Raw genomic sequence first — 26,392 nt, forward strand, 5'->3', positions numbered from 1 at the left:
CGAACATGAACTTTTCCAGATTCTTTGTCGACAAGCCGATCTTCGCGGCGGTGCTGTCGGTGATCATCTTCGTCGGCGGCCTGATTTCGATCTTCCAGCTGCCGATCTCGGAATACCCGGAAGTGGTGCCGCCGTCGGTGGTGGTTCGCGCCCAGTATCCGGGCGCGAACCCGAAGGTGATCGCCGAAACCGTGGCCACGCCACTGGAAGAACAGATCAACGGCGTCGAGGACATGCTGTACATGTCCTCGCAAAACACGTCGGATGGCGCGCTGATGCTGACCGTCACCTTCAAGATCGGCACCAACGTCGAACAGGCCGAGACCGCGGTGCAGAACCGGGTCCAGCGCGCCTTGCCGCGCCTGCCGGAAGAGGTGCGCCAGATCGGCGTGACCACGGTGAAATCGTCGCCCAACATCACCATGGTGGTGCACCTGAATTCGCCCAATGGCCAATATGATGACCTGTACCTGCGCAACTACGCGGTGCTGAACGTCAAGGACCAGCTGGCCCGCATCGAGGGCATGGGCGAGGTGCAGCTGTTCGGTTCCGGCGAATACGCGATGCGGGTCTGGCTCGATCCGCAGAAGGTGGCCGAGCGTAACCTGACCGCGGGCGACGTGGTCGCGGCGATCCGCGAACAGAATGTGCAGGTCGCGGCCGGCGTGATCGGCCAGGGGCCGGCCAAGGACGCCGACTTCCAGTTGACCGTCAACACGGTGGGCCGCCTGCAGTCCGTCGAGGAATTCGGCGACATCGTCCTCAAGACCAATGCCGACGGCGGCACGACCCTGCTGAAGGACGTGGCGCGCCTGGAACTCGGTTCCAGCTCGTATGCACTGCGTTCGCTGCTGAACAACAAGTCGGCGGTGGCGATTCCGATCTTCGCCGCCCCGGGCGCCAACGACCTGCAATTATCAAGCAACGTGCGCGCCACGATGGACGAGCTGGCGAAGGACTTCCCGCAGGGCGTCGAGTATTCGATCGTGTATGACCCGACCCAGTTCGTGCGCGAGTCGATCGATTCGGTGATCAAGACCCTGCTCGAAGCCGTGGTGCTGGTGGCGCTGGTCGTCATCATCTTCCTGCAAACCTGGCGCGCTTCGATCATCCCGCTGCTGGCGGTGCCGGTTTCGGTGGTCGGCACCTTCGCCGTGATGCTGGCCTTCGGTTTCTCGATCAACACCTTGTCGCTGTTCGGCCTGGTGCTGGCGATCGGCATCGTGGTCGACGACGCGATCGTGGTGGTGGAAAACGTCGAGCGCAATATCGCCAACGGCTTGACGCCGCATGACGCGACCATCCAGGCGATGAAGGAAGTGAGCGGCCCGATCATCGCGATCGCGCTGGTGCTGTGCGCGGTGTTCGTGCCGATCGCCTTCGTCGCGGGCCTGACCGGCCAGTTCTACCGCCAGTTCGCCCTGACCATCGCGATTTCGACCGTGATCTCGGCCTTCGTGTCGCTGACCCTGGCGCCGGCGCTGTCGGCCTCGATCCTGCAGCCGCATCACGCGCCGAAGGATCGCCTGACGCGCATGATCGACGCAGTCCTGGGGCGTTTCTTTGCCGTGTTCAACCGCTTCTTCGCCCGTTCGTCCGAGAAGTACGAAGGCGGCGTGAAGGGCGTCCTGCGCCGCAAGACCGCCGCCATCGGCGTCTACCTGGCGCTGGCCGTGGCCGCCGTGTTCATGTTCAAGGCAGTGCCGCCGGGCTTCGTGCCGCAGCAGGATAAAGCCTACCTGATCGGCTTCGCCCAGCTGCCGGACGCCGCGTCGCTCGACCGCACCGAAGCCGTGATCCGCCAGATGTCGGCGATCGCCAAGGAGATCCCGGGCGTGGAATCGTCGATCGCCTTCCCGGGCCTGTCGATCAACGGCTTCACCAATGCGCCGAACGCCGGCATCGTGTTCACCAGCCTGAAGCCGTTCAAGGATCGCAAGGGCAAGGACATGAGCGCGGACGCCATCGCGGCCGAGATCAACAAGCGCATGGGCGCCGTCGAAGACGCCTTCGTGCTGGTGCTGTCGCCACCGCCGGTGAACGGCCTGGGCACCACCGGCGGCTTCAAGATGATGATCGAAGACCGCGGCAACGTCGGCTACGACGAGTTGAACAACGCGGTGCAGGCGCTGCAGGCACGCGCCTGGCAGACCCCGGAGCTGGCCGGCGTGTTCTCGGGCTTCCAGATCAACGTGCCGCAGCTGTTCGCCGACATCGACCGCGTGAAAGCCAAGCAGCTGGGCGTGCCGCTGTCCGAGATCAACCAGACCTTGCAGGTCAACCTGGGTTCGGTGTACGTGAATGACTTCAACCAGTTCGGCCGTACCTACCAGGTGCGCGTGCAGGCCGACGCCGAGTTCCGTTCGCACCGCGAGCAGATCGAGCAGCTGAAGGTGCGCAGCAACAGCGGCGAGATGATTCCGCTGTCGTCGGTGATGCGCGTGAAGGACACCTATGGTCCGGACCGCGTGACGCGCTACAACGGCTATGTCGCGGCCGAGATGAATGGCGGCGCGGCACCGGGCGTGTCGTCGGGCCAGGCGCAAGCCATCATGGAACAGCTCGCGAAAGAGACGCTGCCGAAGGGCGTGTCGTACGAATGGACCGAGCTGACCTACCAGGACATCCTGTCGGGTAACACCATGATCTATGTGTTCCCGCTGTGCGTGCTGCTGGTGTTCCTGGTGCTGGCCGCCCAGTACGAAAGCTGGACCCTGCCGCTGTCGGTGATCCTGATCGTGCCGATGTCGATCCTGTGCGCGCTGGCCGGCGTGAAGCTGTCGGGTGGCGACAACAATGTCTTCACCCAGATTGCCCTGTTCGTGCTGGTGGGGCTGGCCTCGAAGAACGCGATCCTGATCGTGGAGTTCGCGCGCGAACTCGAAGACCATGGCCGCACCGTGATCGACGCCGCCCTGGAAGCGAGCCGCCTGCGTCTGCGTCCGATCCTGATGACGTCGATCGCCTTCATCGCCGGCGTGGTGCCGCTGGTGTTCTCGAGCGGCGCCGGCGCCGAGATGCGCCACGCGATCGGCATCGCCGTGTTCTGGGGCATGCTGGGCGTGACCTTCTTCGGCCTGTTCCTGACGCCGCTGTTCTACGTGCTGCTGCGCATGCTGGCCAAGCGCTTTGAAAAACCTGCGAAGGCGCCCGCCGTGGCGCACAACGCGGAAGGAGTACATTGAGATGAATAATCCGTTCATTCGACGCGGCGTAGCCCCGTTGCTGGCAGCCTTGTTGCTGACCGCCTGCGCCACGCCCGATTTCGTCCAGCCGCAAGTGGCGACCCCGGCCGCCTTCCGCGAATCGCAGGCCCCCAAGGCGGCCGACGTGGAAGTGGCGGGCATCGACGGCGCGCGCTGGAAGCCGGCGCAGCCGGCCGAAGCCCAGCCGCGTGGCCAGTGGTGGCTGGCCTTCAACGACCCGGCGCTCACCGCGCTGATCGAGGAAGCCGCCGCCAACAACGCCAACCTGTCGGTCGCGGCCAGCCGCGTCAAGCAGGCGCGGGCCATCGCCGGCATCGCCGAAGCCGACCGCATCCCGCAAGTGGGCATCGGCATCGGCGCCCAGCGCGCGCGCCTGTCGCCGCTGGAGTCGGGCCAGGCGCAGGGCAGCGATACCGAGGCCCACACCAGCTACACGGCGCGCCTGTCGGCCAGCTACGAGGTCGACCTGTTCGGCCGCGTGGCGGCCAGCGTGTCGGCGGCGCGCGGCGACGCCGCGACCTCCGAGGCGAACTTCCGCTCGGTGCTGCTGGCGCTGCAGGCCGACGTGGCCCAGACCTATTTCAGGCTGCGCGCGCTGGACGCCGAACTCGTGACGGTGGACCAGACGGTGCGCCTGCGCGAAGAGAGCGTGGGCGTGACCCAGCGCCGCTTCGACCTGGGCGACATCGGCGAATTCGACCTGTCGCGCGCCCGCACCGAGCTGGCCACGGCGCGCGCCGAGGCGATCGGCGTGCAGCGCCAGCGCGCCACCACCGAGCACGCGCTTGCCGTCTTGCTGGGCAAGCCGGCGGCCGACTACGTGGCCGGCCCCAGCCCGCTGCTCGATGCGAGCCTGATGCCGGCGATTCCCGCCGGCCTGCCGTCGTCGCTGCTGGAGCGCCGGCCCGACATCGTCGCCGCCCAGCGCGCGATGGAAGCGGCCAATGCCCGCATCGGCGTGGCGCGCGGCGCCATGTTCCCGGCGCTGACCATCAGCGCCGATGGCGGCGGCGTGGGCAGCGTGTTCTCCGAGGTCTTCAAATGGAGCAGCCGTTCATGGGTGGTCGGCGCGCTGGCATCCATGCCGCTGATCGACGGTGGCCGCAACCGCAACAACGTGGTGCGCAGCGAGGCCGCGCTCGAGGAATCGGTCGGCGCCTACCGCCAGAGCGTGCTGGTGGCGTTCGCCGAGGTCGAGGACAGCCTGGCCGGCCTGCGCATCCTGGCCGGCCAGTCGGCCCAGATCGACGCCGCCGTGGTCTCGGCGCGCCGTTCGGCCGACCTGGCGCAGAAGCTGTATGACGCGGGCCGTTCGAGCTACCTGGAACTGCTCGACGCGCAGCGCAACCTGGCGGCGGTGGAACGCAGCGCGGTGCAGCTGCGCGGCGACCGCGCGCTGACCACCGTGGCGCTGATCCGGTCGCTGGGCGGCGGCTGGGATGCGCCGCAGGCGGAAACCACGACGCTGGCCCAGCGTTGATCTGATTCTTTACCTCCTGGCAGATTGTTTGCCCTTTGCGGCGGTGCGTGCGAGCGTACCGCCGCTTTTTTTGCTTGGTGTAGCAAAACTACACATTTCACCCGGATTCAATTGACACGTTTCTCGCTCCCGCAGAGACTCATCCTGTCGAACTCATCGGCAGCGAAGATTCTTGGAGGAAAAAGGTAGTTTATCTACCTTGACGGCCGCTTCCGATGGGCGTGACAGCACGCTGATTTTTGAAGAAACCAATCCAACTGCAAAAAATCGGAGGAGACATAACAATGAAGAAAAGCATCATCGTCATGCTGGCGGCAAGCGCCCTGGCCGTCTGCGCCGGCGCCAGCGCCGCCACCCCGCCGGCCCAGTCCGGCAACAGCCAGGCCGTCCTGCTGCAAGGCTTCCATTGGAATTCGTCGGGCTACCGCAGCCCGAACTGGTACAACACCTTGCTGGGCAATGTGGGCGACCTGAAAGGCATGGGCTTTACCCACGTCTGGTTCCCGCCGCCCTCGGATTCCGCCGCCTCCCAGGGCTACCTGCCACGCCAGCTCAACGTACTGAGTTCCAGCTATGGCAGCTCGGCCGAGCTGACCAACGTCGTGCGCGCCTTCACCAACAACGGCATCAAGGCGGTGGCCGACATCGTGGTCAACCACCGCGTCGGCACCACCAACTGGTCGGATTTCACCAATCCCAACTGGACCCTGCACACGATCGTCAACAATGACGAATGCAACTGCGGCCTGGGCAATCCCGACACGGCCCTCGGCTTCGACGGCGGTCGCGATCTCGACCACCGCAATGTGGGCGAAGTCCAGAACGGGATCATCAACTGGCTCAATTACACGCTCAAACCGGTGGGCTTCAGCGGCATGCGGATCGACTACGTGCGCGGCTTCAGCCCGAGCTATGCCGGCCAGTATGCCAACGCCTTCGGCGCCGAATTCTGCGTCGGCGAGCTGTGGAACGATATGAACCTGAACAATATCGACGCCCACCGCCAGGAAATCATGAACTGGATTAACGGCACGGGCAACAGCTGCGGCGCCTTCGATTTCACCACCAAGGGCCTGCTCAACGATGCGCTGGCCAACGGCAACTACTGGCGCCTGCGTGACGCTTCAGGCAAGCCACAGGGCGCGCTGGGCTGGTGGCCGGCGATGTCGGTGACCTTCGTCGACAACCACGATACCGGTCCGTCCGAAAGCTGCGGCAATGGCCAGAACTACTGGTCGGTGCCATGCGGCTCGGTGATGGAAGCGTATGCCTATGTGCTGAGCCATCCGGGCATCCCGACCGTGTATTACCCGCACATCTACAACTGGAACCTCAAGACGCCGATTGCCGCGCTGATGGCGGCGCGCCGTACGGCGGGCGTGCATTCGACGTCGCCGGTGGCGATCCAGCAGGCGACCCAGGGGCTGTATGCGGCGATCATCAGCGGCAATACGCGCCAGCTGGCGATGAAGATCGGGCCGAACAGCTGGAGCCCGGCGGGCAGTGGGTGGACGCTGCAGACCTCGGGGAATAATTACGCGGTCTGGATCAAGTAAAGCCGCATGTTCCGACCGGCCGTCGCGCATGGCGGCCGGCTGTCCCTGCAGTGAGCGCAGTGCGTGCACGGCGCCGCTACAATGCAGCCATGTCAATCCCACCTTCTTCCCTGCTGACCGGCCTCGCTCCCGTGCTCGATGCCGGCGTACGCATTCTCGTCCTGGGCAGCTTTCCCGGCGCGGCCTCGCTGGCCGCGGGCCAGTATTACGCCCATCCGCGCAACCAGTTCTGGCGCCTGATCTCCAGCGTCGTGGGCGAGGACCTGGCGGCGCTGCCTTACGCCGAGCGCCTGCCGCGCCTGCTGGCGCATGGCGTCGGGCTGTGGGACGTGCTGGGCGAATGCGAGCGGGTCGGCAGCCTGGATTCGGCGATCCGCAAACCCGCCGCCAATGACTTCGACCGGCTGCGGGAACTGTGTCCGCGGCTTGTCACGGTCGGTTTCAACGGCCAGGCCTCGGGCAAGTTCGCGCCGCAATTCGCAGCGGCTGGCTATCGCACCGTCGTGTTGCCATCGAGTTCGCCGGCGCACATGGCGATGTCGTTCGAGCAGAAGCTGGATGTGTGGTCGCGATTGCGGGACGACGAGCAGCGCGGCCCGACGGTATCGCAGTCGCCGCTGTTCTGATGACGCCAGCATGGCGGGCGGCGCGGTCAGCGCAGCCGCGTCCCCGTCGTCGCCACCCTTCTTAAATGCGCCAGCTTGGCCGAGTACACCTCGCGCATATCCCCCCGCGTGCTGTGATCGACCGCCAGCGCGATATGCTCGCGCGCATCGCCCAGGTGCCCGAGCTTGAGGTGCGCGATCCCGAGCCAGAACCTGAACTCGTCGTTGTAGGGCGAGCGTTTCACCTCGCGCGCGAAGAGCGCCACGGCCGCGTCGAAGTCGCCGGCCTTGAGCGCCGCCATGCCCTTGTCGAAATAGTGGTACGGCGGCGTTGGCTCGATCGCGGCGATGCGTTTGGCCAGCGCCTGCGCTTCCAGCGGCCGGCCCAGCGTCACCAGCAGCGGCTCCAGGTTGCGCAGCACCGCCAGGTTCTCGGGCTCGCGCGCCAGCGCGGCCTGATAGGCGCGCTCGGCCAGCGCCAGCTCGCCGTGGCGGTGGTAGATCACGGCCAGCGTATTGAGCGTGGTCGCGGTGCCGGGACGCGCCGCCACCGCCGCGCGCGCCCACCAGTAGGCGTCAATGATGCGGTCCTGTATCAGCGCTTCGGCGGCGCGGTTGTTCAGGTAGAGGGCGACGACGTCTTCTTCTTCCAGCGCGCGGGTGCGCAGGCTCGCCGCTTCCTCGCGCGGGATGAAGTCGACCACCAGCACCCGCTCGGGATCGTAGCCGCGCAGGACCTCGGACGCATGTTGCCCCAGGCCGATGTTGATGTGGGCGCTCGACAGGTAGATGCCGGCGCTGCGGCTCCAGCTGTCCGCGACCTCCACGCTCTGGAAGCGCACCGGCATGCCGAGTTCCTTCGCGAAGGCGGCCGTCATGATGACCAGCGACAGGCAGTTGCCCATGCGCGCCTCATAGGTTTCGCTGGCGGTGCGCGTGATGCGCGATTCGTATTCGAGTTTCAGGTCGGTCTTGCTGTACAGCGCGTCCAGCAGGCCATGGCGCATGCCCTTGCTGCGCAGGCGCTGGGTGAAGGCGGCGCTGTGCAGGTAGTCGCGCATCGCGGGACTGAGCGCGAACAGGCCCTGCGCGCCGACCGGTTCGGACGGCGGCGCGAAGCGCTCGTCGGCGAACAGCGCGGATGATGGCGGGGAGGTGGGAGCGGTGCTGGCGCAGCCGCCCAGCAGCAGGGACAGCGACAGCAGTCCGGTCACGAGGCGCTTCATGTCTCCTCCCTGTACGCGCGGGTATTTACATCCCAGTATCCGCTCGCGTCAGGCAGAAGTCAAAAGGCTTCAGTCTTCGTGGAAGGCTTCCAGCAATTCGTCCAGGATCTCGGCGGTTTCTTCGCTCGACAAGCCCAGATAGGCGCAGGCCGCGGCGCCGCCCTTGTTCCACTCGGTCGATTCGGCGTGGCCCTGGTAGCGGCAGATCGCGTTCTCGGCCAGCAGCGACAGCGCGACCAGCGAGCGCACCGGCGATGCCGTCGACGCGTCTTCGATCACGGCGTAGTCATGGTGGTGCAGGATGGCCCACGACACGTGGTCCGACAGCCCCCAGTTACGCGCCAGCAGGCAGCCGACGGCGGCGTGGCTGGTGTCGTGGCGCTCGACTTCGAGCGCGGTGAAGGGACGGACCGCTTCGAGCGAGGCCGCGCCATAGGTGACGTTGTAATCCTTGAAACGCTCCATCAGCAGCGGCACGCCGGTGTCGCAGAACAGGCCGAAGGTGTGGGCCACGTCCGCTTCGCCCATGCGCAGGCGGCGCGACAGGAACACCATCGCCTGCGCGCGGCGGGTGGAGATGTCCCAGAAGCTGGCCAGGGCCGCGCTGTTGGCGGGAATCGCCTGGCGCGCCAGCAGGCCGGTCATCATGGCCGCGACCTGGTTAATGCCGAGGAACAGGATGGCCTGCTCGATCGACTTGGCCTTGCGCCGGCCGCCATAGATGGCCGAATTGGCAAGTTTCAGGAGGGCGCCGGACATGCCGACGTCGCTCGCCACGATCTTGCCGATGGCGTCCAGCGACGGATCTTCCGCCGCCAGTTCGCGTTGCAGGTCGGCGAGCAGGCTGGGCCGAGGCGGGATGCGGATCGATTTGATCAGGGCATCGACCTGGTCGATCTGCGGAATGGGCTCGACGACGGTGTTCATGGAGATGGAGGCGCGAATAGGCTTCGCGGAAATGCGGAGGACGCTGCCACTATACCCGAGTCATTTCGTTATTGCAGCAAGGCAATGCCATTATCACTCTATTCTTGTGTCAATTTCACCAAAACGGCGGGTCATGCTGTCCCGCGCTAGAATCGGCGCATGGCTATTTCTACAATTGCAGGGATCGATTTTTCAAAGCCGGCAGAGACGGTTGCGCAGCAGCTGATCGGCGTCACGGTGCTGGTCGACGGCGTCGGCGGCCGGATTGTCGAGACCGAAGCCTATGACCATGAAGACCCGGCCTCGCACGCGTATTCCGGGCCGACCGAGCGCAATGCGTCGATGTTCGGGCCGCCCGCGCATGCTTATGTCTACCGGTCGTACGGCATCCACTGGTGCCTGAATTTCGTGTGCCAGGAGGCCGGGCACGGCGCCGGCGTCCTGATCCGGGCGCTCGAGCCGGTGGCGGGCCTGGACCTCATGCGGGTGCGGCGCGACGCGCTGGACGAGCGCCTGCTGTGTTCCGGGCCGGGCAAGCTGTGCCAGGCGCTAGGCGTGACCCGTGCGCACAATGGCATGGCGTTGTCGGAACAACCATTCGAGCTGCTCCCGGCAGAGCCGGGGTTGGCGCTCGTGGCCGGGCCGCGCATCGGCATTTCGAAGGCGGTCGACGTGCCGTGGCGGTTCGGGCTGGCCGGCTCGCGTTTCGTCAGCCGGCCGTTCCGCTAGCCGAACCATATTTCAGGCGCGCCGCCGCGCGGGCGCCGCGGGCAGGGCGCGCACCGGGCCGCCGCGCATCGCGCTGCCCGATGCGCGCCGTTCGCCCACGCCCTGGAAGCCGGATTCCGGCGCTTCTTCCGCGCTCGCCTCCTCTTGCGTTTCGACGCCCGCCGCATCGGCGTCCAGGCCAGGCGCGACGCGGAAGATCGCCACCGCCTTCGCCAGGTTCACGGTCTGCTCGTGCAGGCTTTCGGCCGCCGCCGCGGCCTGTTCGACCAGGGCCGCGTTCTGCTGGGTCATGCCGTCCATCTGCCCGACCGCGCGATTGACCTCGGCGATGCCGTCGGCCTGCTCGGTGCTGGCGATGCTGATGCGGCCGATGATGTCGTTCACCTGGCGCACCGAGGACACGATGTCGCCCATGCTGGCGCCGGCTTCGCTGACCGAGGCGTTGCCGCGCTCGATGATGTTCACCGAATCGGCGATCAGGCCCTTGATTTCCTTGGCCGCCGCCGCCGAGCGCTGGGCCAGGGTGCGCACCTCGGAGGCCACCACCGCGAAGCCGCGTCCCTGTTCGCCGGCGCGCGCCGCTTCCACCGCCGCGTTCAGGGCCAGGATATTGGTCTGGAACGAGATGCCGTCGATGACGCCGATGATCTCGACGATCTTGCGCGAGCTGGCCTGGATCGATTCCATCGTCGTCACCGCCTGCTGCACCGCCTGGCCGCCGCGCGACGCCAGTTGCGACGCTTGCGCCGCCAGCTCCGAGGCCTGGCGCGCATTGCTGGCATTGTCCTTGACCGCCGTGGTCAGGGTCTCCATGGTGCTGGCGGTCTGCTCGAGCGAGCCGGCCTGCATCTCGGTGCGGGTCGAGAGGTCGAGGTTGCCGCTGGCGATTTCCTGCGACGCGGTGTCGATCGAGCGCACCGCGTTCATCACGCTGTGCAGGGCGGCGTTCAGGCGCGCGATGGTGTGGTCCAGCGCCCGTGCGGTGTCGTCGATCTCGTCGCGGCCTTTCGCATGCAAGGGCGGCGCGTCGAGCCGGCCTTCGGCCAGTTCGCCGACCGTGCGCGCGATCGCGTTGATCCCGCCCAGCATCGAGCGCCGCACCAGCATCGTCACCGCCAGCGACAGCCCGATCGACAGCAGCACCAGGCCGGCCATGCTCAAGCCCAGGCTGCGGAACTCGGCCTTGGCGGCGGCGTGGGCATCCTCGCTCATCTTTTTCTCGAGCTGGGCCAGGCGCGTCAGTTCGGCATCGAGCGCGACGAACTGCTGCTCGGCCTTCTGCATCGAGTTGGTGGCGATCGACTGGTCGACCGAGGCTATCTCGATCGTCTCGCCGACCGCCTTGCGGTAGCGCGTCAGCGCCGCTTGCGAGGCCTCGATCGGCGCGCGCTCGTGCTGTTCGGCCTCCTGCGCGAACTTGCCCAGCTGGTCGCCGATGGCGGCATGCCTGCGCTGGATGTCGGCGGTCAGGGCGCTCAGCCGGTTCTGGGCGAAGCTGCCGTTGACCCAGGCCAGCAGCTGGTAGGCGTTGGCATGCGCGAAGCGCGCTTCGCCGGCGACGTCGGCCACCGCCTGCAGGCGCGCGGCGCGCACCTGCACCATGTGTTCGAGCGAGGCATTCTGGCGCACCATGCCATAGTAGGCGGCCGCCGAAAGCAGGGTCAGCAGGACGAGCACGAGTCCCGGGGCCAGCAGCAGTTTCTGGCCTATCCGCAGTTTGTTCAGCATGGGAGTCACTCCTAGAGACGCGTGCGGCGGACGGATTCACCGTCCACCGCACGCCAACGGCAATCACTTCTTGTAGATGCCGGCTTCCAGCACCACGTCGTCGACCAGCAGGATATAGGTGGTCTTCGGCTCGATCTTGCCGGTGGTCGGGTTCTTGTACTGGTAATCGACCCAGCCCTTGCCCTTGGCCGCAGCCAGCTCGATGATCTCGCGCCGGTATTTCTTGCCGTTCGCATCGGGCACGTCGGTCAGGTCCTTGCCGACGATCGACGGGTTGTACGGATGGGCCAGCACGATGCCGGTCTTGACGTCGCGCAGGTCGACGTACAGCGAGCCCTGGACGAAGCTCGGATCCTTGGCGTTGATGAGTCTCATCATCTCGGCCTTGCCCTTGGTCTTGATGACGGTGGCGCCGCGCTCGGCCATCGCGATGGCGTCCTTCGCGGTCGGTTCGTTGGCATGGGCGGCGGTGGCGGCCAGCCCCAGGCAGAGGGCGGCGGCGGTGGCGATCATCTTCATGGGTGGCTTTCCTTTCGGGTGTGTTCGGTAGGATATTTCTCAAGTGCACGCACTAATGTACCGAGCCGTGACGGTGCCGGATTGCGTTCGCACAACGGCAGGAGCTGCGCGCCGGTCGCGTTGTGTCCTTGCCTCATTTCGCCAGGTTGCGTCGCGGGTTTGTTCTAAACACGGTCCGAGAAACAGTGAGGTTGATTGAAGGCAATTCCTGTTGCATACAGGCTCCCTAATATGAGTGCTTCCCGGCAACTTGCCGCCTGTCATCTCACTGGAGAATTCTCGTGACCACGACTGCATCGACGCCTTCCAAGTTCAAGCCGTATACGCGCCAGTCCATTGTTACTGCGCGCCAATGGGAATGGCTCACACCCGAGCTGCAGGAAGCCGTACAAGTGGTATCGCACGTGCTGCCGTTTCGCACCAATGCCTATGTGATGGATGAGCTGATCGACTGGAAGCGCGTGCCCGACGATCCGATCTACCGCCTGACCTTCCCGCACCGCGACATGCTGCCGGCCCATGAATACGAGCAGCTGCGCGAGCTGGTGCTGCACAAGAAGGACGACGCCGCCATCGCGCGCCTGGTGCACGACATCCGCATGCGCATGAATCCGCACCCGGCCGGCCAGATGACGCACAACGTCCCGCGCGTGAACGATGCGCCGCTCAAGGGCCTGCAGCACAAGTACAAGGAGACCGTGCTGTTCTTCCCCAGCGCCGGCCAGACCTGCCACGCCTACTGCACCTTCTGCTTCCGCTGGCCGCAGTTCGTCGGCATGGACGAGATGAAGTTCGACGCGCGCGAGTGCGGCGAGCTGGTGTCCTACCTCAAGATGCATCCGGACGTGACCGACGTCCTGATCACCGGCGGCGACCCGATGATCATGAACACCCGCTCGCTGGCCGAATTCCTCGAGCCGCTGCTGGCGCCCGAGCTGGAACACATCCAGAACATCCGCATCGGCACCAAGTCGGTCGCCTATTGGCCGCAGCGCTTCGTGTCGGACAAGGACAGCGACGACCTGATGCGGCTGTTCGAGAAAGTGGTGGCGAGCGGGAAGAACCTGGCCATCATGGGCCACTACAACCACGCGGTCGAACTGCGCGCGGCCGTAGCCCAGCAGGCGGTCAAGCGCATCGTCGGCACCGGCGCCACCCTGCGCATGCAGGGCCCGCTGATCCGCCACATCAACGAAGACCCGAAGAGCTGGGCCGAGCTGTGGACCACCGGCGTGCGCCTGGGCGCCATTCCCTATTACATGTTCGTCGAGCGCGACACCGGCCCGCGCGACTACTTCTCGCTGCCGCTGGCGCGCGCCCACGAGATCTTCCAGGAGGCCTATTCCATGGTGTCGGGCCTGTCGCGCACCGTGCGCGGGCCGTCGATGAGCGCCTTCCCCGGCAAGGTCGTGATCGACGGCGTGGTGACCATCAATGGCGAAAAGCTGTTCGCCCTGCAGTTCCTGCAGGCGCGCAATCCCGAGTGGGTGCGCCGTCCGTTCTTCGCCAAGTTCGACCCCAACGCCACCTGGCTCGATCATTTGAAGCCCGCGTTCGGGCGCGACCGCTTCTTCTTCGAGGTGGAAAGCGGCGGTCCGCTGCGCGGCCCCGGCGGACGGGTGATCCCGCTGGTGCCGGCCGGCCAGCGCGGCGAAGCCCAGCCCGACGCGGCCTGATGTCAGGCGCGGGTCCGACGATGCAACCAGGCGCCCTGGCGTCCGTAGCGCCCCTGCGCCTGTCCGGCGTGGGGGTGTTCTTCTACGTGTTCCTGCCGTTCGCGCTGGGGCACTTCCTGTCTTCGCTGCTGCGCAACGTGAACGCGGTGCTGGCCTCGCACCTGGTGGGAGCGCTGGCGCTCACCCCTAGCAAGCTCGGACTGCTGACCAGCGCCTTCTTCTTCGCCTTCGCCCTGGTCCAGCTGCCGGTCGGGATGGCGCTGGACCGCTACGGGCCGCGCCGGGTGCAGGTGGCGATGATGCTGCTCGCGTCCTGCGGCGCGCTGCTGTTCGCGAACTGCAGCGGCTTTTATGGCCTGCTGGCGGCGCGCGCCATCATGGGCTGCGGCTTGGGCGGCTGCTTCATGGCGGCGGTCAAGGCGATCTCCACCTGGATCGCGCCGGACCGGCTGCCGTCGGTGCACGGCTACCTGATCGCGGTCGGCGGCATGGGCGCCGCCAGCGCCACCATGCCGGTGCGCGCCGTGCTGGAATACACCGACTGGCGCGGCCTGTTCTGCCTGCTGGCGGCGCTGGTGGCCTGCACCGGGTTGTTGATCGCGCTGCTGTATCCGAAGGCCGAGGGCCCGGCCGCGCAGCGCGGTCCGCTGCTGCCGGCCCTGCGCGAAGTCTGGCGCGCGCCGAGCTTTCGCGCGGTCGCCTCGCTGGTCTTGATCCCGCATGCGGTGTTCTTCGGCGTGCAGGGCCTGTGGGTCGGGCGCTGGCTGTCCGATGTGGGGCGCTACCCCGAGCCCGCGGTCGCCTATCTGCTCTACCTGGGGATGGCGGCGGTGGTGTTCGGCGCGATCGCGGTCGGCATGGTCACCGAATGGGCCGGGCGGCGCGGCATGCCGCCGCTCGACGTGGCGGCGGCCGGCATCACGTTTTTCGTGCTGGTGCAGGCGGCCATGGTCATCGGCTACCGGCCCGGTGTCGCGATGCTGTCGGTGATGTTCACGCTGGTGGGCACGATCACCGGCATCGAGTACGCCATCGTGGCGCAGTCGATGCCGCGCGAATTGACGGGACGCGCCGCGACTTTCCTGAACCTCTTGATCTTCATCGGCGCCTTCCTGGTGCAGGCCGGCTTCGGGCTGGTGATCGGCCTGTGGCAGCCCGACCTGCTCGGCCGCGCGCCGCCGGAAGCCTATCGCGCCGCTTTCGCCCTGCTGGTGGCGATCCAGCTGCCCGGCCTGTGGCGGTTCGCGCGCCGGCGCACGGCTGAGCGTTCTCAGCCGTAACGTGCATGGGTGGCTTTGTCATATACACTTCCCCAGTCCATACTCTTGGGGAAAGTCATGCGCAAACCACTCCCGTTCATGTGCGCAGGCGCCATGCTCCTGCTGGCCGCCTGCGGCGACAAATCGACCTTGCCGGCCGGCGCCGACATGGGTTCGCAGCCGACCCTGAAGGAGCCGAACAAGACCCTGATCCCGACCGTTCACATCGCCCCGGCCAAAGGCTGGCCGGCGAACACGACGCCGGTCCCGGCGCCCGGCCTGGCGGTGAACGCCTTCGCCACCGCGCTCGACCATCCGCGCTGGGTCTACGTGCTCCCGAACGGCGACGTGCTGGTGGCCGAGACCAATGCGCCGCAGCGTCCGGCGAAGAGCGGCATCGGCAACTGGGTGACGGGCAAGGTCATGGCGCGCGCCGGCGCCGGCGTGCCGAGCGCGAACCGTATCAGCCTGCTGCGCGACGCCGATGGCGACGGCGTGGCCGAGCTGAAGCGCGTGTTCCTGAAAGACCTGAATTCGCCGTTCGGCATGGCGCTGGTGGGCGACACGCTGTACGTGGCCAATACCGATGCGGTGGTGCGCTTTCCGTACAAGCAGGGGGTGACCGAAATCCTCGACAAACCGCAGCAGGTGGCGCCGCTGCCGGGCGGTCCGCTGAACCACCACTGGACCAAGAACATCATCGCCAGCAAGGACGGCACGAAGCTGTACGCGACCACGGGCTCGAACAGCAACGTCGCCGAGAACGGCATGGACCAGGAGAAGGACCGGGCCGCGATCCTGGAGATCGACCTCGCCAGCGGCAAGACGCGCGTGTTCGCGTCGGGCCTGCGCAATCCGAACGGCATGGCCTGGCAGCCCGAGACCGGCGTGTTGTGGACCGTGGTGAACGAGCGCGACCTGATCGGCAGCGACCTGGTCCCGGACTACCTGACCGCGGTGAAGGACGGCGGCTTCTATGGCTGGCCGTACAGCTACTTCGGCAAGAACGTCGACACGCGCGTCAAGCCGCCGCGTCCCGACCTGGTGGAAAAGGCGATCGTGCCGGATTACGCGCTGGGCGCCCACGTGGCGGCGCTGGGCCTGGCCTTCTACGAAGGATCGCTGCTGCCGGGGCAGTACAGGAATGGCGCCATCATCGGCAACCACGGCTCCTGGAACCGCAAGCCGCGCTCGGGCTACAACGTGGTGTTCGTGCCGTTCAAGGATGGCCGGCCGAACGGCAAGCCGCTCGACATGCTGACCGGCTTCGTCAACCAGGATGGCGAGGCCCATGGCCGGCCGGTCGGCGTCGCGGTCGACAGGAAGGGCGCGGTGCTGGTGGCCGACGACGTCGGCAACGTGATCTGGCGCGTGGCGCCGGACGCGGGTTGATGCGCCGTCAGGCGCATCCACTGACCAGCAGGACCGGCATCCCGGTCCACGCGATCGCCACGAAGGCCAGCACCGCGCTGGCCGCCGCCACGTAATCCACGAACTCGGTCGACCCCTGCCGCAGGCGCTTGCCGGCGGCGGCGCCGCTCCACACGCACACGGCCAGCGCCAGCAGCGTGGCGCCGCCCAGCAGCCACGGGTTCGGCCCTTCCGGCCGCCAGGCGCCCGGCGTGCACTGGGCCGCGGCCACGATATAGCTGAAGCCGAAGTGCGCGGCCCAGGCCAGGAGGGGAAGCGAGGCGCGCGTGGCGCGCCGGAAGAATCGGTCGTCCATGTTCAATCCATCACCAGCAGCAGGCCGCGGATCACCACCATGGCGGTGATGCCCTGCAGGGTCACGTAATGCCAGATCAGCGCGATATTGTCGCGCGTGGCGCGGTTTTCGGGCTTGACCAGGCCGCGCCAGGCGCGCACGCACAGGTAGGGCGCGGCCAGCAGCAGCACGAACAGCATCACGCCCTGGAAGCCGAGCATGATCGCGATCGAGGCGTTCCAGGCATCCTTGGTGCCATCGAGGTGCACCAGGCGCCAGCTGTGCACGTCGAGCAGGAAGGCGGCCGTGGTGCAGGCCAGCGCCGCCAGCGTGGTCCAGGCCATGCCGTGGCCCTTCAGGCGGCCGCCGAACCAGACCAGGGCGGAACCCGCCAGCAGCAGGGCGGCGGCGGCGATGGTGTACGTTCCGTCGGGCAGCGAGGCGCCCGGCGGCGGGCAGATCTCGAGCCGCATCGAGGTGTGGATGTAGGTGTAGGCGAAGGACCAGAAGATCCCGTAGATCACGATCAGCATGATGAAGGTGCCCCACCACGAATGCGAGGCGACGCCGACCGCGCCGATCGGCAGCCTGATGCCGCCGCCGATCGGGGCGTGGCTCATGTTGACGCTGCGGTCCGATTGCCACAGCCAGCCGATGATGCAGGCGACGGCGACGACGCCGCAGATAGTGGCCAGCGCCATCGCCTTCACGGTCAGCAGCAGGAAGAAGCCGGCCGTGCCCGCGGCGCCGATCACGGTCAGCCAGCTGTCGCCGGGCAGGATCATCAGGTAGTTGGGCGTCGCGCTCACCGGGCTGGTGGCGATCGTCTCGCGGCGGCCGGTGACGGTATTGGGCAGGTAGTGGCGGCCTTCTTCGACCTCCTTCGACAGGGTCGGCTGGTCCCACAGCGGGTCGTCGGACGTGACGATCGGGATGCTGCGGTTGCCGTAGTCCTCGGACGGCAGCCACTCGAGCGTCGCCGCATTCCACGGATTGCCGACTTCCTTCGTTGGCCGGCGCAGGGTGCGGGCGGCGTCCACGATCATGCCCACGATGCCGAGGGCGAACATGAAGGCGCCGACGGTCGAGAGCATATTGAGCCAGTCCCAGCCCATCTCGTGCGAGTAGGTATAGACGCGGCGCGGCATGCCGTACAGGCCGGTGATGTGCATCGGGAAGAAGGTGATGTTGAAGCCGCCGAACAGCAGCCAGAAGATCGGCTTGGCCCAGCGCTCCGACATCTGGTTGCCGTTGATGAGCGGCAGCCAGTAATAGATGGCGGCGAACACCGGGAACACCATGCCGCCGATCAGCACGTAGTGCAGGTGGGCGACGATGAAATAGGTGTCGTGCACCTGCCAGTCGAACGGGACCACGGCCACCATCACGCCGGTCAGCCCGCCCAGCACGAAGATGAACATGAAGCCGAGCATGAAAAGAGTAGGAGCATTCAGCTTGATGCGCCCACTCCACAATGTGGCGATCCAGCCGAACACCTGGATGCCGGTGGGGATCGCCACCGCCATGCTGGCCGCCGAGATCAGGCTCATCTCGAGCACGCCCAGGCCGGCGGTGAACATGTGGTGGGCCCACAGGCCGAAGCTGAAGATGCCGACGCCGACCAGCGCCACCACGATCACGCGCCGTCCCACCAGGCGGTTCTGGGCGATGGTCGGGATCATGGTCGAGATCATGCCGGCTGCCGGCAGGAAGATGATGTAGACCTCGGGGTGGCCGAAGAACCAGAACAGGTGCTGCCAGATCAGCGGGTCGCCGCCACGCTCGGCATCGAAGATCGGCATGTTGAAGGCGCGCTCGAGTTCGAGCAGCGCGGTGCCGGCGATCACGGCCGGGAAGGCGATGATGATCATCACGCCCACCACCAGCATGGCCCAGGCATACACCGGCATGCGGCGCAGGGTCATGCCCGGCGCGCGGGTGAACAGGATGCCGACGATCAGCTCGATCGCGCCGGCGATCGCCGAGATCTCGATGAAGCCGATCCCCAGCAGCCAGAAGTCGGCGTTCAGGCCGGGCGAATACTTCATGCCGGTCAGCGGCGGATACATGAACCAGCCGCCGTCCGGCGCCAGGCCCCAGAACAGGGTGCAGAAGAAGGCCAGGCCGCCGAAGGCATAGGCCCAGAAGGCGTAGGCCGACAAGCGGGGGAAAGGCAGATCGCGCGCGCCCAGCATATTGGGCAGCAGGTAGACCGCGATCGCCTCGACGATCGGGATCGCGAACAGGAACATCATCACGGTGCCGTGCATCGTGAAGATCTGGTTGTAGGTGCTGGCGGCCACCAGGTCGTTGTCCGGCACCGCCAGCTGCACCCGCATGATCAGGGCCAGGATGCCGGCCAGGATGAAGAACAGGATCGCCGTCCCGATGTACATCAGGCCGATATTGGTGTTGTTGACCGACTTGAAGAAGCGCCAGCCGCTGGGCGTTTCCCAGATCTGTTCGAGGCGGGTCAGCTCCAGCGGTGGGCGGGGCAGGGGATTCGGCAAAGCGTCGTCGCGCGTCGTCATTTCAGGTGCTCGAGGTAGGTGGCCAGCGCGCGCAGGGTTTCGCCGTCCAGGTCTTGTGAAGGCGGCATGAACACGCCCGGCTTGATGGCTTGCGGGTCGGCGATCCAGCCGGCCAGCGTGCCGCGGTGGTTGCGCAGGGTGCCGGCCGCGATCTCGCGGCGGCTGCCGACGTGGGTCAGGTCGGGCCCGAGGCGCGAGGTGTCGGCGATGCGCGCCTGCTCCGAGAACGGCGGCACGTCGGTGACGCCGCGGATCGTGTGGCAGGCCTGGCATTGCTGCGCCAGGAAGGCCTCGCGGCCGCGCTGCAGCACGGTGGTGTCGGCCGGCAGGCTTGGCGCCGCCTGGCGCGCCAGCCAGGCGTCGAATTCGGGGCGCGGCAGGGCGATCACGTGGAAGGCCATGCGCGCGTGCTGCTCGCCGCAGTATTCGGCGCATTGGCCGCGGTACACGCCCGGCTTGTCGGCGCGCAGGGTCAGGCCGGTGACGCGGCCCGGGATCATGTCGCGCTTGCCGGCCAGCGACGGCACCCAGAAACTGTGGATGACGTCGGATGCCGTCATGCCCAGGTAGACCGATTCGCCGACCGGGATGTGGATCTCGTTGGCGCTGATGATCTCGCGATTGGTGGCCGGGTCGCGGTAGCGCACCTCCCACCACCACATCTTGCCGGTGACCGAGATCGTCAACGCATCGTGTGAGGTCTGCGGCGCCAGCTGCGCGCTGCGCCAGGTGCTCCAGGCCAGGAGGGCGGTGAGCACCACGACCGGGAAGGCGATGCCGGCGCCGAAGATCCAGACGGCGGGCCGGATCGGGCGCGCCTGGCGCCGCATGGCCAGGGTCAGCAAGGCCATCACGAAGATGAAGATCAGCGTGCCGCCGACGAACAGCACCCAGCTGAACTGGTGGATGATGGCGGCGTCGGCGCCGGCCGGGTGGAGGACGGATTGCAGGTCGTTCATTTCAGGGTGTACATGAAGGCCGCCATGTGGCGCGCCTCTTCTTCGGAAATGCCGAGCGCCGGCATCAACGTGCCGGGCTTGACCGCGGGCGGATTCCGCAGGAAGCGGACCATGTTCTCGGGCTGGTTCGGGATGCTGCCCGCGATATAGCTCAGGCGGCCCATGTATTGCAGCGACGGACCGGCGTCGCCGTTCGTGCCCTGTACCTCGGGAATGAAATGGCAGGCAGCGCACTGGTATTGCTGGGTCAGCAGGCGGCCGCGCTCCGGATCGCCCCCTTCGACGCGGCTCCGCTTGTCCTGGCTGCCGCAACCGCTCGCCAGCAGCGCGCACAGCAGCACGGCGCTGGCGCGTAGAGGGAATGGACGGCCGTATTGACAGATATTCATGCGCACGGTTGGTTTTTCGTGAAAAAGCTGTGGCTTTTATAATACAAGAAATTAGATGTCATTTTTTTAACTGAACGCCCTAGGTTATGCTATCCAATCGCGCACGACTTATTGTCAAGACCATGGTGCTGACCCTGCTGGGGGCAGGGCTGATCGGCGCCGCCATCGGCCTGATCGTCCTGCGCGGCGGCTTCTACAATATCGCCGCGACCGCGCAGCACTACCCGCTGATCTACACCGTGTTCGAGGAAGGCTTGCAGTACTCGGTGCAGAACCATGCGCGCGACATCCAGGTGCCCGCCGGGCTGGGCGCAGCGGAGCAGGTGCGGCGCGGCGCCGCCGTCTACGGGGCCAACTGCATCCAGTGCCACGGCGGGCCGGGCGTCGCGCCGCTCCAGCAGGGCATGAGCATGCAGCCGGTGCCCGGGCCGCTGGTGGACGCCGACCTCAATTGGGAAACGCGCGAGCTGTACTGGATCACCCGCAACGGCATCAAGATGAGCGGCATGCCGGCCTGGGAATACCACTTGAGCGATAACGATATCTGGGCCGTGGTGGCGTTCGTGTCGGCCATGCCGAACATGACGCAGGAAGACTTCCGCCGCATGACCTCCACCGAGGCCGCAACCGTAACCCAGGGGGAGGCGCCATGACAGCAGCACGCATTCCCGCCATGATGGCGCTGGCCATGCTGGTGGCGGCCTGCGGCCCGACGCGGCCGGCGCCCGGCATCCAGGGCGACCCCGAACGCGGCAAGATCGCGCTGACCCAGTACGCCTGCCACTCCTGCCATACGGTGCCGAGCATCGCCGGCTCGAAGGTCTACGTCGGCCGTCCGCTCGGCGACATGGCCGAGCGCCGCTACATCGCCGGCAAGGTGCCCAATACCCAGGACAACCTGGTGCGCTGGATCATGGATCCGCAGGCGATCGATCCGGGCAACGCGATGCCGAACATGGGCGTGAGCGAGCGCGATGCGATCGACATCAGCGCCTATCTGCTCAGTCAATAGCCGATCCTTGGTATCATCGCCGGTTTGACGCGGACCGCCACGGTCCGCGCGTTCACGACCGAGGAAGAATCATGAGATTGGTGCGCTATGGCCGCCCGGGCAAAGAGAAGCCGGGCCTGTTCGACGAAGAGGGCCGCCTGCGCGACCTGTCCGGCATCATCGACGACATCGATGCGTCGGTGTTGGGCGACAAGGCGCTGCGCAAGCTGGCCAAGATCGACCACAAGACCCTGCCGCTGGTGCGCGGCAATCCGCGCCTGGGCGTGCCGGTCAAGGGCGTCGGCAAATTCATCGGCATCGGCATGAACTACGCCGACCACGTCGCCGAAACCAAATCCACCACCCCGAGCGAGCCGGTGTTCTTCACCAAGGCGATCAGCTCCCTGAACGGCCCGGACGACGCGATCGTGCTGCCGAAAGGCGCGAAGAAGACCGACTGGGAAGTCGAGCTGGGCGTCATCATCGGCGCGCGCGCGCAATACGTGAGCGAAGAAGAAGCGCTGAAGTACGTGGCCGGCTACTGCGTGGTCAACGACGTCTCGGAGCGCGCCTTCCAGTTCGAGATGGGCTCGCAGTGGGATAAAGGCAAAGGCTGCGACACCTTCGGCCCGGTCGGCCCGTTCCTGGTCACGCGCGACGAGATCTACGACGTGCAAGACCTCGACTTGTATCTGGAACTGAACGGCAAGCGCATGCAGACCGGGAACACGGGCAGCATGATCTTCAGCGTGGCGCAGATCGTCAGCTACGTGTCGCGCTTCATGACCCTGGAGCCGGGCGATATCATCACCACCGGCACCCCGCCGGGCGTGGGCATGGGCCGCTCGCCGCAGCGCTTCCTGAAAAAGGGCGACCAGCTGCGCCTGGGGATCGCGGGCCTGGGCGAGCAGCAGGCCGAAGTGGTCGCCTTCCCCAAATAAGCGTCGCCCCCGCGAAGGCGGGGGTCCAAGTACATCTTTGACCCTAATCCGGCATGCGCCACGCGCCCGCCTCGGGCACGCTGGTGCGCGCCGTGTTCATCACCATCGCGAGCAGGGTGTAGTAGCCGTTGATCCCGATGAGGTCGACCACGCCCTGATCGCCGAACAGCGCGAGCGCGTCGGCATACACCCGGTCCGACACCGCCTTGTGCTCGTGCAGCTCGACGCAGAAGTCGTGCACCACCGCCTCGTCCACCAGCATGTCGCCCGGCCGCTCGCGCGCCGCGATGGCCGCGATGACCGACGACGGAATTCCCACCTGGGCCGCGATCGGCGCATGGATGGCCCACTCCACCTGCTGGTCCCACTGGCGCGCCGTGACCAGGATCGCCAGTTCCGACAGGCGCGCCCCGATCGCGCTGCGGTAGCGCAGGTATTCGCCCATGCGCTGCGCATGGCTCATCAGCTCGGGACTGCGCAGCAGCGGCACGAAGGGGCCGTAGACGGCGCCGCGCGGGCCGGCGACGATTTCCCGCGCGGCGGCGCGCTGGGCGTCGTTCAGTTCATGGTCGGGGATGGGGCCCAGGCGCTCGCTCATGTGCGCACTCATCTGTTGCTCCAATAATGATCCTAAGAAAATATTCGCACGGTCTGCGCTAAAAATCAAAAGAAGCCGACCCTCCCGCGCTTATCGTCAAGTGTCGTCCCTATCGGAGATCGGAGGTAAGCTTTCATGAGCCACATCATCCACCGCAGCCTGCGCCAGGTGCCGCCCCTCGCGGCCGGCGGCGAGGGTATTACGCTCGTCGACACCAACGGCAAGACCTATCTCGACGCCAGCAGCGGCGCCGCCGTCTCTTCGCTGGGCCACGGCCACCCGGACGTGATCGCCGCCATGCACCGCCAGATCGACCGCTGCGCCTATGCCCACACCGCCTTCTTCACCACCGACGTGGCCGAGCAGCTGGCCGCGCGCCTGGTCGAGGGCGGGCCGGAAGACATGGGGGGCGTCTATTTCGTCTCCGGCGGCTCCGAGGCGATGGAGACCGCGCTCAAGCTGGCGCGCCAGTACTGGGTCGAGATGGGCGAGCCGCAGCGCACCCGCTTCCTGGCGCGGCGCCAGAGCTATCACGGCAACACGCTGGGCGTCCTGGGCGTGGGCGGCAACGAGTGGAGAAAACGCGCCTTCGCCCCGCTATTGAAGGATGCGCTGCGGGTGTCGGCCTGCTACGAGTACCGCGGCCGCGCCGACGGCGTCAGCGTCGACGACTACACCGCCGGCCTGCTGGACGAACTGGAGACCACCATCCTGCGCGCCGGCCCCGAGAACATCATCGCTTTCGTGGCCGAGCCGGTGGTGGGAGCGACCGGCGGCGCGATCCCGCCCACGCCGGGCTACTTCCAGGGCGTGCGCGAGATCTGCGACCGCCATCGCATCCTGCTCATCGCCGACGAAGTCATGTGCGGCATGGGCCGCACCGGCACCATGTACGCGATCGAGCAGGACGGCGTGGCGCCCGACATCGTGGCCGTGGCCAAGGGCCTGGGCGCCGGCTACCAGCCGATCGGCGCGGTGCTGGCGCACAAGGCAATCGTCGAATGCCTGCGCAGCCGCAGCGGCATGTTCCAGCACGGGCACACCTATATCGGCCATCCGGTCGCGGCGGCCGCGGCGCTGGCGGTGCAGCAGGTGATCGAGCGCGACGACCTGCTGGCGCGGGTGCGCAGCCGCGGCGCGGTGCTGCGCCGCATGCTGGGCGACGTGTTCGGGGTGCACGAGCATGTCGGCGACATCCGCGGACGCGGGCTGCTGCTGGCGCTGGAGTTCGTGCGCGACCGGGAAACGAAGGAGCCGTTCGCGCCCGAGCGCAAGCTGCACGCGGCGATCAAGGCCAAGGCGATGGCGCGCGGCCTGCTGGTCTATCCGATGGGGGGAACGATCGATGGGCAGCACGGCGACCATGTGCTGCTGGCGCCGCCCTTCATTGCGACGCCGGCGGATCTGTCGGAGATCGTGTCGCGCCTGAGCGATGCGGTGGAGGCGGCGCTGTCGACGTGACCGCGCCGCCGATGGAGTCAGGCGTCAGGCGACGACCTTGCGAATCCACTTCGCGATGTCCTGCACCTCTTCCAGGCACAGCGTGTGCTGCATCTGGTAGGCATGCCACTCGACCTGGTAGCCGAGCGATTCGAGCACCTTGCGCGAATCTTCCGCGCGTGCGAACGGCACCACCGGATCCTGCACGCCATGCGCCATGAAGATCGGGGTGGACAGGCTGGCGTCATGGCGCTCGGCGCCGGCCACGCCCGCCAGCGGCAGGTAGCCCGACAGGCACATCATGCCGGCCAGCGGTTCCGGGTGGCGCAGGCCGGTCTGCAAGGTCATCGCGCAGCCCTGCGAGAAGCCGGCCAGGATGATGCGCGAGGCCGGGATGCCGCGTTCCTTTTCGCGCGCGATCAGCGCCTCGACCTGCAGCTGCGAGGCGCGCAGGCCGGCTTCGTCTTCGCGCCGCACCAGGTCGGTGGCGACGATGTCGTACCAGGAGCGCATCACGTAGCCGCCGTTGATCGTCACCGGCATCGTGTTCGCATGCGGGAACACGAAGCGGATGCCGGGCAGGCCCGACAAGTCCAGTTCGCGCACGATCGGCACGAAGTCGTTGCCGTCGGCGCCCAGGCCGTGCAGCCAGACGATGGCAATGGACGGGTTCGGCGCGGTTTCGATCTCGATATTCTCAAGCAGCTGGCTCATGGCTTCCTTCAATTAGGCGACAGGCGGACGCAATGCCGATTTGGGGCGGAAAGTCTTGCTCACCGCCGGATTGGTTTCCATGTACGGGCCGCCGATCAGGTCGATGCAATAGGGGACGGCCGCGAAGATGCCGCCGACGACCGTGTTGCCGGCGTCGTCCTTCAGCCCTTCGAGGGTTTCCTTGATCGACTTCGGCTGGCCGGGCAGGTTCATGATCAGGGCCGCGTGGTCCGCCGTTTCGCGAATTACCGCGGTCTGGCGCGACAGGATCGCGGTCGGCACGAAGCGCAGGCTGATCTGGCGCATCTGCTCGCCGAAGCCGGGCATCTCCTTGGTGGCGACGGCCAGCGTGGCCTCGGGCGTGACGTCGCGCCGCGCCGGGCCGGTGCCGCCGGTGGTCAGCACCAGGTGGCAGCGTGCGCTGTCCACCAGGTCGACCAGGGTCGCTTCGATACTGGCGCGGTCGTCGGGGATCAACCGGGTTTCGACGCGAAATGGCGTGGTGATCGCTCCCGCCAGCCACTCGTTCAGCGCCGGGATGCCCTTGTCTTCGTAGACGCCGCCGCTGGCGCGGTCGGAGACCGACACCAGGCCGATCACCAACTCCTGATTACTCGTCGTCGGATTCGTCATCGTTGCCTTCTTCTTCGGCGTCGGCGTCGGCTTTCTTCTTCTTGCTCAGGTCCTTCAGGATCTGGAAGATCTCGCGGTAGGCCTTTGGCGGCTTGGATTCGGCCACTTCCTTGCGCGCGTTGCGGATCAGGGTGCGCAGGTGCTGGACGTCGAGCTCGGGATTTTCTTCGAGCAGGACGGTCAGGGCCTTGTCGTCGGCCAGCAGCTTCTCGCGGCGGCGCTCGAGCGCGTGCAGGGCGGCGGTCTCGGACTTCGAGGCGCCTTTCCAGCTGTCGATGGCGCGCTGGATGGCGGCGACTTCTTCCTCGTCCAGGGTGCGCATCTTCTTGCCCACGAACTGCAGGGCGCGGCGGCGGCCTTCGTGGTTGGTGATGGTCTGGGTTTCGAGGATGACATCGCGCACGTCTTCCGGCATCGGCACGCGCTTGACGCGGTCGCGCGGCGCGTCGACCAGTTGCTCGCCGAGCTTTTGCAGCTCGTTCGACTGGCGCTTGAGTTCCGACTTGGAAGGACGGTCGTATTCGGGTTCGAACTCGTTCGACTGGAAGCCGACCGAGCCGCGATTTGGATTAGGCATGAT

24 protein-coding genes are annotated in these 26,392 nt (G+C 66.8%); 12 read left to right on the forward strand and 12 right to left on the reverse strand.

What is annotated here, in order from left to right:
* Positions 1-5: 5 nt before the first annotated feature.
* The 4 genes from LO55_RS09785 to LO55_RS09800 all read left to right on the forward strand — a co-directional run bounded on the left by LO55_RS09785 (position 6) and on the right by LO55_RS09800 (position 6,868).
* Complete coding sequence (locus tag LO55_RS09785) at positions 6-3,185, forward strand: efflux RND transporter permease subunit (protein ID WP_071361309.1); 3,180 nt, start codon at positions 6-8, stop codon at positions 3,183-3,185.
* Between the two features lies 1 nt (position 3,186).
* Positions 3,187-4,686 carry an efflux transporter outer membrane subunit gene (locus tag LO55_RS09790; protein ID WP_071361310.1) on the forward strand — a complete coding sequence of 500 codons (1,500 nt, stop codon included), beginning with the start codon at positions 3,187-3,189 and terminating at the stop codon, positions 4,684-4,686.
* A 284-nt stretch (positions 4,687-4,970) separates the two neighbouring features.
* On the forward strand, positions 4,971-6,242 hold the full coding sequence (locus tag LO55_RS09795; RefSeq protein WP_071361311.1) for an alpha-amylase C-terminal beta-sheet domain-containing protein: 1,272 nt from the start codon (positions 4,971-4,973) through the stop codon (positions 6,240-6,242).
* A gap of 89 nt (positions 6,243-6,331) precedes the next feature.
* Positions 6,332-6,868, forward strand: a complete 537-nt coding sequence (locus LO55_RS09800; protein WP_071361312.1) for a DNA-deoxyinosine glycosylase — start codon at positions 6,332-6,334, stop codon at positions 6,866-6,868.
* Positions 6,869-6,894: 26 nt separating this feature from the next.
* On the opposite strand, the gene LO55_RS09805 is transcribed toward LO55_RS09800, so the two are convergent.
* Together LO55_RS09805 and LO55_RS09810 are read right to left on the reverse strand one after the other, a co-directional pair.
* Positions 6,895-8,073, reverse strand: a complete 1,179-nt coding sequence (locus LO55_RS09805; protein ID WP_071361313.1) for a tetratricopeptide repeat protein — start codon at positions 8,071-8,073, stop codon at positions 6,895-6,897.
* A gap of 69 nt (positions 8,074-8,142) precedes the next feature.
* Positions 8,143-9,000, reverse strand: coding sequence for an HDOD domain-containing protein (locus tag LO55_RS09810; protein ID WP_005665126.1), 858 nt, complete (start codon positions 8,998-9,000; stop codon positions 8,143-8,145).
* A gap of 159 nt (positions 9,001-9,159) precedes the next feature.
* Here LO55_RS09810 and LO55_RS09815 point away from each other — a divergent pair, with 159 nt between their 5' ends.
* The gene (locus LO55_RS09815; RefSeq protein WP_071361314.1) at positions 9,160-9,729 is read left to right on the forward strand and encodes a DNA-3-methyladenine glycosylase; all 570 of its coding nucleotides are present in this window, start codon (positions 9,160-9,162) and stop codon (positions 9,727-9,729) included.
* 12 nt (positions 9,730-9,741) lie between these two features.
* Here LO55_RS09815 and LO55_RS09820 read toward each other — a convergent pair whose 3' ends face one another.
* Both LO55_RS09820 and LO55_RS09825 read right to left on the reverse strand, forming a co-directional pair.
* Positions 9,742-11,457: a methyl-accepting chemotaxis protein gene (locus tag LO55_RS09820; protein WP_071361315.1), complete on the reverse strand. Its 1,716-nt coding sequence runs from the start codon at positions 11,455-11,457 to the stop codon at positions 9,742-9,744.
* A 63-nt stretch (positions 11,458-11,520) separates the two neighbouring features.
* Entirely contained in the window at positions 11,521-11,976 is a 456-nt protein-coding gene (locus LO55_RS09825) for a cache domain-containing protein (RefSeq protein WP_005665130.1), read from the reverse strand.
* 281 nt (positions 11,977-12,257) lie between these two features.
* Here LO55_RS09825 and LO55_RS09830 point away from each other — a divergent pair, with 281 nt between their 5' ends.
* The 3 genes from LO55_RS09830 to LO55_RS09840 are packed head-to-tail and all read left to right on the forward strand — an operon-like array spanning position 12,258 to position 16,303.
* The gene (locus LO55_RS09830; protein WP_071361316.1) at positions 12,258-13,652 is read left to right on the forward strand and encodes a KamA family radical SAM protein; all 1,395 of its coding nucleotides are present in this window, start codon (positions 12,258-12,260) and stop codon (positions 13,650-13,652) included.
* Positions 13,653-13,672: 20 nt separating this feature from the next.
* Positions 13,673-14,932 carry an MFS transporter gene (locus tag LO55_RS09835; RefSeq protein WP_229410119.1) on the forward strand — a complete coding sequence of 420 codons (1,260 nt, stop codon included), beginning with the start codon at positions 13,673-13,675 and terminating at the stop codon, positions 14,930-14,932.
* A 57-nt stretch (positions 14,933-14,989) separates the two neighbouring features.
* Positions 14,990-16,303: a PQQ-dependent sugar dehydrogenase gene (locus tag LO55_RS09840; RefSeq protein WP_071361317.1), complete on the forward strand. Its 1,314-nt coding sequence runs from the start codon at positions 14,990-14,992 to the stop codon at positions 16,301-16,303.
* Between the two features lie 7 nt (positions 16,304-16,310).
* On the opposite strand, the gene LO55_RS09845 is transcribed toward LO55_RS09840, so the two are convergent.
* From LO55_RS09845 to LO55_RS09860, 4 genes are read right to left on the reverse strand one after another with little or no spacing between them, the layout of a single operon-like run.
* A complete protein-coding gene (locus LO55_RS09845; RefSeq protein WP_005665134.1) occupies positions 16,311-16,637 on the reverse strand; it encodes a hypothetical protein in 327 nt (108 codons plus the stop codon).
* A gap of 2 nt (positions 16,638-16,639) precedes the next feature.
* Positions 16,640-19,147, reverse strand: coding sequence for a cytochrome c oxidase subunit I (gene ctaD / locus LO55_RS09850; RefSeq protein WP_071361318.1), 2,508 nt, complete (start codon positions 19,145-19,147; stop codon positions 16,640-16,642).
* Positions 19,144-20,106: a cytochrome c oxidase subunit II gene (coxB, locus tag LO55_RS09855; RefSeq protein WP_071361319.1), complete on the reverse strand. Its 963-nt coding sequence runs from the start codon at positions 20,104-20,106 to the stop codon at positions 19,144-19,146. The genes ctaD and coxB overlap by 4 nt, the downstream gene beginning before the upstream one ends.
* Positions 20,103-20,495 (reverse strand): c-type cytochrome, encoded by a 393-nt coding sequence (locus tag LO55_RS09860; protein ID WP_071361320.1) that lies wholly within the window; start codon positions 20,493-20,495, stop codon positions 20,103-20,105. The genes coxB and LO55_RS09860 overlap by 4 nt, the downstream gene beginning before the upstream one ends.
* An 86-nt stretch (positions 20,496-20,581) precedes the next feature.
* Here LO55_RS09860 and LO55_RS09865 point away from each other — a divergent pair, with 86 nt between their 5' ends.
* The 3 genes from LO55_RS09865 (at position 20,582) to LO55_RS09875 (ending at position 22,427) form a co-directional block, all read left to right on the forward strand.
* Complete coding sequence (locus tag LO55_RS09865) at positions 20,582-21,148, forward strand: c-type cytochrome (RefSeq protein ID WP_083415284.1); 567 nt, start codon at positions 20,582-20,584, stop codon at positions 21,146-21,148.
* On the forward strand, positions 21,145-21,507 hold the full coding sequence (locus LO55_RS09870) for a c-type cytochrome (protein ID WP_005665139.1): 363 nt from the start codon (positions 21,145-21,147) through the stop codon (positions 21,505-21,507). Before LO55_RS09865 ends, LO55_RS09870 begins: the two co-directional genes overlap by 4 nt.
* Before the next feature lie 71 nt (positions 21,508-21,578).
* Entirely contained in the window at positions 21,579-22,427 is an 849-nt protein-coding gene (locus tag LO55_RS09875) for a fumarylacetoacetate hydrolase family protein (protein ID WP_071361322.1), read from the forward strand.
* Positions 22,428-22,470: 43 nt separating this feature from the next.
* Here the strand turns inward: LO55_RS09875 and LO55_RS09880 are convergent, their stop codons facing one another.
* A complete protein-coding gene (locus LO55_RS09880) occupies positions 22,471-23,025 on the reverse strand; it encodes a carboxymuconolactone decarboxylase family protein (protein ID WP_071361323.1) in 555 nt (184 codons plus the stop codon).
* A 135-nt stretch (positions 23,026-23,160) separates the two neighbouring features.
* Here LO55_RS09880 and LO55_RS09885 point away from each other — a divergent pair, with 135 nt between their 5' ends.
* Positions 23,161-24,486 (forward strand): aspartate aminotransferase family protein, encoded by a 1,326-nt coding sequence (locus LO55_RS09885; RefSeq protein ID WP_071361324.1) that lies wholly within the window; start codon positions 23,161-23,163, stop codon positions 24,484-24,486.
* Positions 24,487-24,510: 24 nt separating this feature from the next.
* On the opposite strand, the gene LO55_RS09890 is transcribed toward LO55_RS09885, so the two are convergent.
* The 3 genes from LO55_RS09890 to yjgA are packed head-to-tail and all read right to left on the reverse strand — an operon-like array spanning position 24,511 to position 26,389.
* On the reverse strand, positions 24,511-25,179 hold the full coding sequence (locus tag LO55_RS09890) for an alpha/beta hydrolase (RefSeq protein WP_071361325.1): 669 nt from the start codon (positions 25,177-25,179) through the stop codon (positions 24,511-24,513).
* Between the two features lie 12 nt (positions 25,180-25,191).
* On the reverse strand, positions 25,192-25,812 hold the full coding sequence (gene mog / locus LO55_RS09895) for a molybdopterin adenylyltransferase (protein ID WP_071361326.1): 621 nt from the start codon (positions 25,810-25,812) through the stop codon (positions 25,192-25,194).
* Positions 25,790-26,389: a ribosome biogenesis factor YjgA gene (yjgA, locus tag LO55_RS09900; protein ID WP_005665145.1), complete on the reverse strand. Its 600-nt coding sequence runs from the start codon at positions 26,387-26,389 to the stop codon at positions 25,790-25,792. The genes mog and yjgA overlap by 23 nt, the downstream gene beginning before the upstream one ends.
* Positions 26,390-26,392 lie beyond the last annotated feature (3 nt).

The sequence above is a fragment of the Massilia timonae genome (assembly GCF_001866515.1).
Classification (GTDB): domain Bacteria; phylum Pseudomonadota; class Gammaproteobacteria; order Burkholderiales; family Burkholderiaceae_D; genus Telluria; species Telluria timonae.

Excerpts from the sequence above, each read along its gene's own strand:
- LO55_RS09815 (WP_071361314.1), top strand. The coding sequence starts at position 9,160 with ATGGCTATTTCTACAATTGCAGGGATCGATTTTTCAAAGCCGGCAGAG.
- LO55_RS09810 (WP_005665126.1), bottom strand. The coding sequence starts at position 9,000 with ATGAACACCGTCGTCGAGCCCATTCCGCAGATCGACCAGGTCGATGCC.
- LO55_RS09805 (WP_071361313.1), bottom strand. The coding sequence starts at position 8,073 with ATGAAGCGCCTCGTGACCGGACTGCTGTCGCTGTCCCTGCTGCTGGGC.
- LO55_RS09880 (WP_071361323.1), bottom strand. The coding sequence starts at position 23,025 with ATGAGCGAGCGCCTGGGCCCCATCCCCGACCATGAACTGAACGACGCC.
- LO55_RS09800 (WP_071361312.1), top strand. The coding sequence starts at position 6,332 with ATGTCAATCCCACCTTCTTCCCTGCTGACCGGCCTCGCTCCCGTGCTC.
- LO55_RS09865 (WP_083415284.1), top strand. The coding sequence starts at position 20,582 with ATGCTATCCAATCGCGCACGACTTATTGTCAAGACCATGGTGCTGACC.
- coxB (WP_071361319.1), bottom strand. The coding sequence starts at position 20,106 with ATGAACGACCTGCAATCCGTCCTCCACCCGGCCGGCGCCGACGCCGCC.
- LO55_RS09785 (WP_071361309.1), top strand. The coding sequence starts at position 6 with ATGAACTTTTCCAGATTCTTTGTCGACAAGCCGATCTTCGCGGCGGTG.
- LO55_RS09860 (WP_071361320.1), bottom strand. The coding sequence starts at position 20,495 with ATGAATATCTGTCAATACGGCCGTCCATTCCCTCTACGCGCCAGCGCC.
- LO55_RS09885 (WP_071361324.1), top strand. The coding sequence starts at position 23,161 with ATGAGCCACATCATCCACCGCAGCCTGCGCCAGGTGCCGCCCCTCGCG.
- LO55_RS09840 (WP_071361317.1), top strand. The coding sequence starts at position 14,990 with ATGCGCAAACCACTCCCGTTCATGTGCGCAGGCGCCATGCTCCTGCTG.
- mog (WP_071361326.1), bottom strand. The coding sequence starts at position 25,812 with ATGACGAATCCGACGACGAGTAATCAGGAGTTGGTGATCGGCCTGGTG.
- LO55_RS09790 (WP_071361310.1), top strand. The coding sequence starts at position 3,187 with ATGAATAATCCGTTCATTCGACGCGGCGTAGCCCCGTTGCTGGCAGCC.
- LO55_RS09795 (WP_071361311.1), top strand. The coding sequence starts at position 4,971 with ATGAAGAAAAGCATCATCGTCATGCTGGCGGCAAGCGCCCTGGCCGTC.
- LO55_RS09825 (WP_005665130.1), bottom strand. The coding sequence starts at position 11,976 with ATGAAGATGATCGCCACCGCCGCCGCCCTCTGCCTGGGGCTGGCCGCC.
- yjgA (WP_005665145.1), bottom strand. The coding sequence starts at position 26,389 with ATGCCTAATCCAAATCGCGGCTCGGTCGGCTTCCAGTCGAACGAGTTC.
- LO55_RS09875 (WP_071361322.1), top strand. The coding sequence starts at position 21,579 with ATGAGATTGGTGCGCTATGGCCGCCCGGGCAAAGAGAAGCCGGGCCTG.
- LO55_RS09820 (WP_071361315.1), bottom strand. The coding sequence starts at position 11,457 with ATGCTGAACAAACTGCGGATAGGCCAGAAACTGCTGCTGGCCCCGGGA.
- LO55_RS09845 (WP_005665134.1), bottom strand. The coding sequence starts at position 16,637 with ATGGACGACCGATTCTTCCGGCGCGCCACGCGCGCCTCGCTTCCCCTC.
- LO55_RS09870 (WP_005665139.1), top strand. The coding sequence starts at position 21,145 with ATGACAGCAGCACGCATTCCCGCCATGATGGCGCTGGCCATGCTGGTG.
- LO55_RS09835 (WP_229410119.1), top strand. The coding sequence starts at position 13,673 with ATGCAACCAGGCGCCCTGGCGTCCGTAGCGCCCCTGCGCCTGTCCGGC.
- LO55_RS09890 (WP_071361325.1), bottom strand. The coding sequence starts at position 25,179 with ATGAGCCAGCTGCTTGAGAATATCGAGATCGAAACCGCGCCGAACCCG.
- ctaD (WP_071361318.1), bottom strand. The coding sequence starts at position 19,147 with ATGACGACGCGCGACGACGCTTTGCCGAATCCCCTGCCCCGCCCACCG.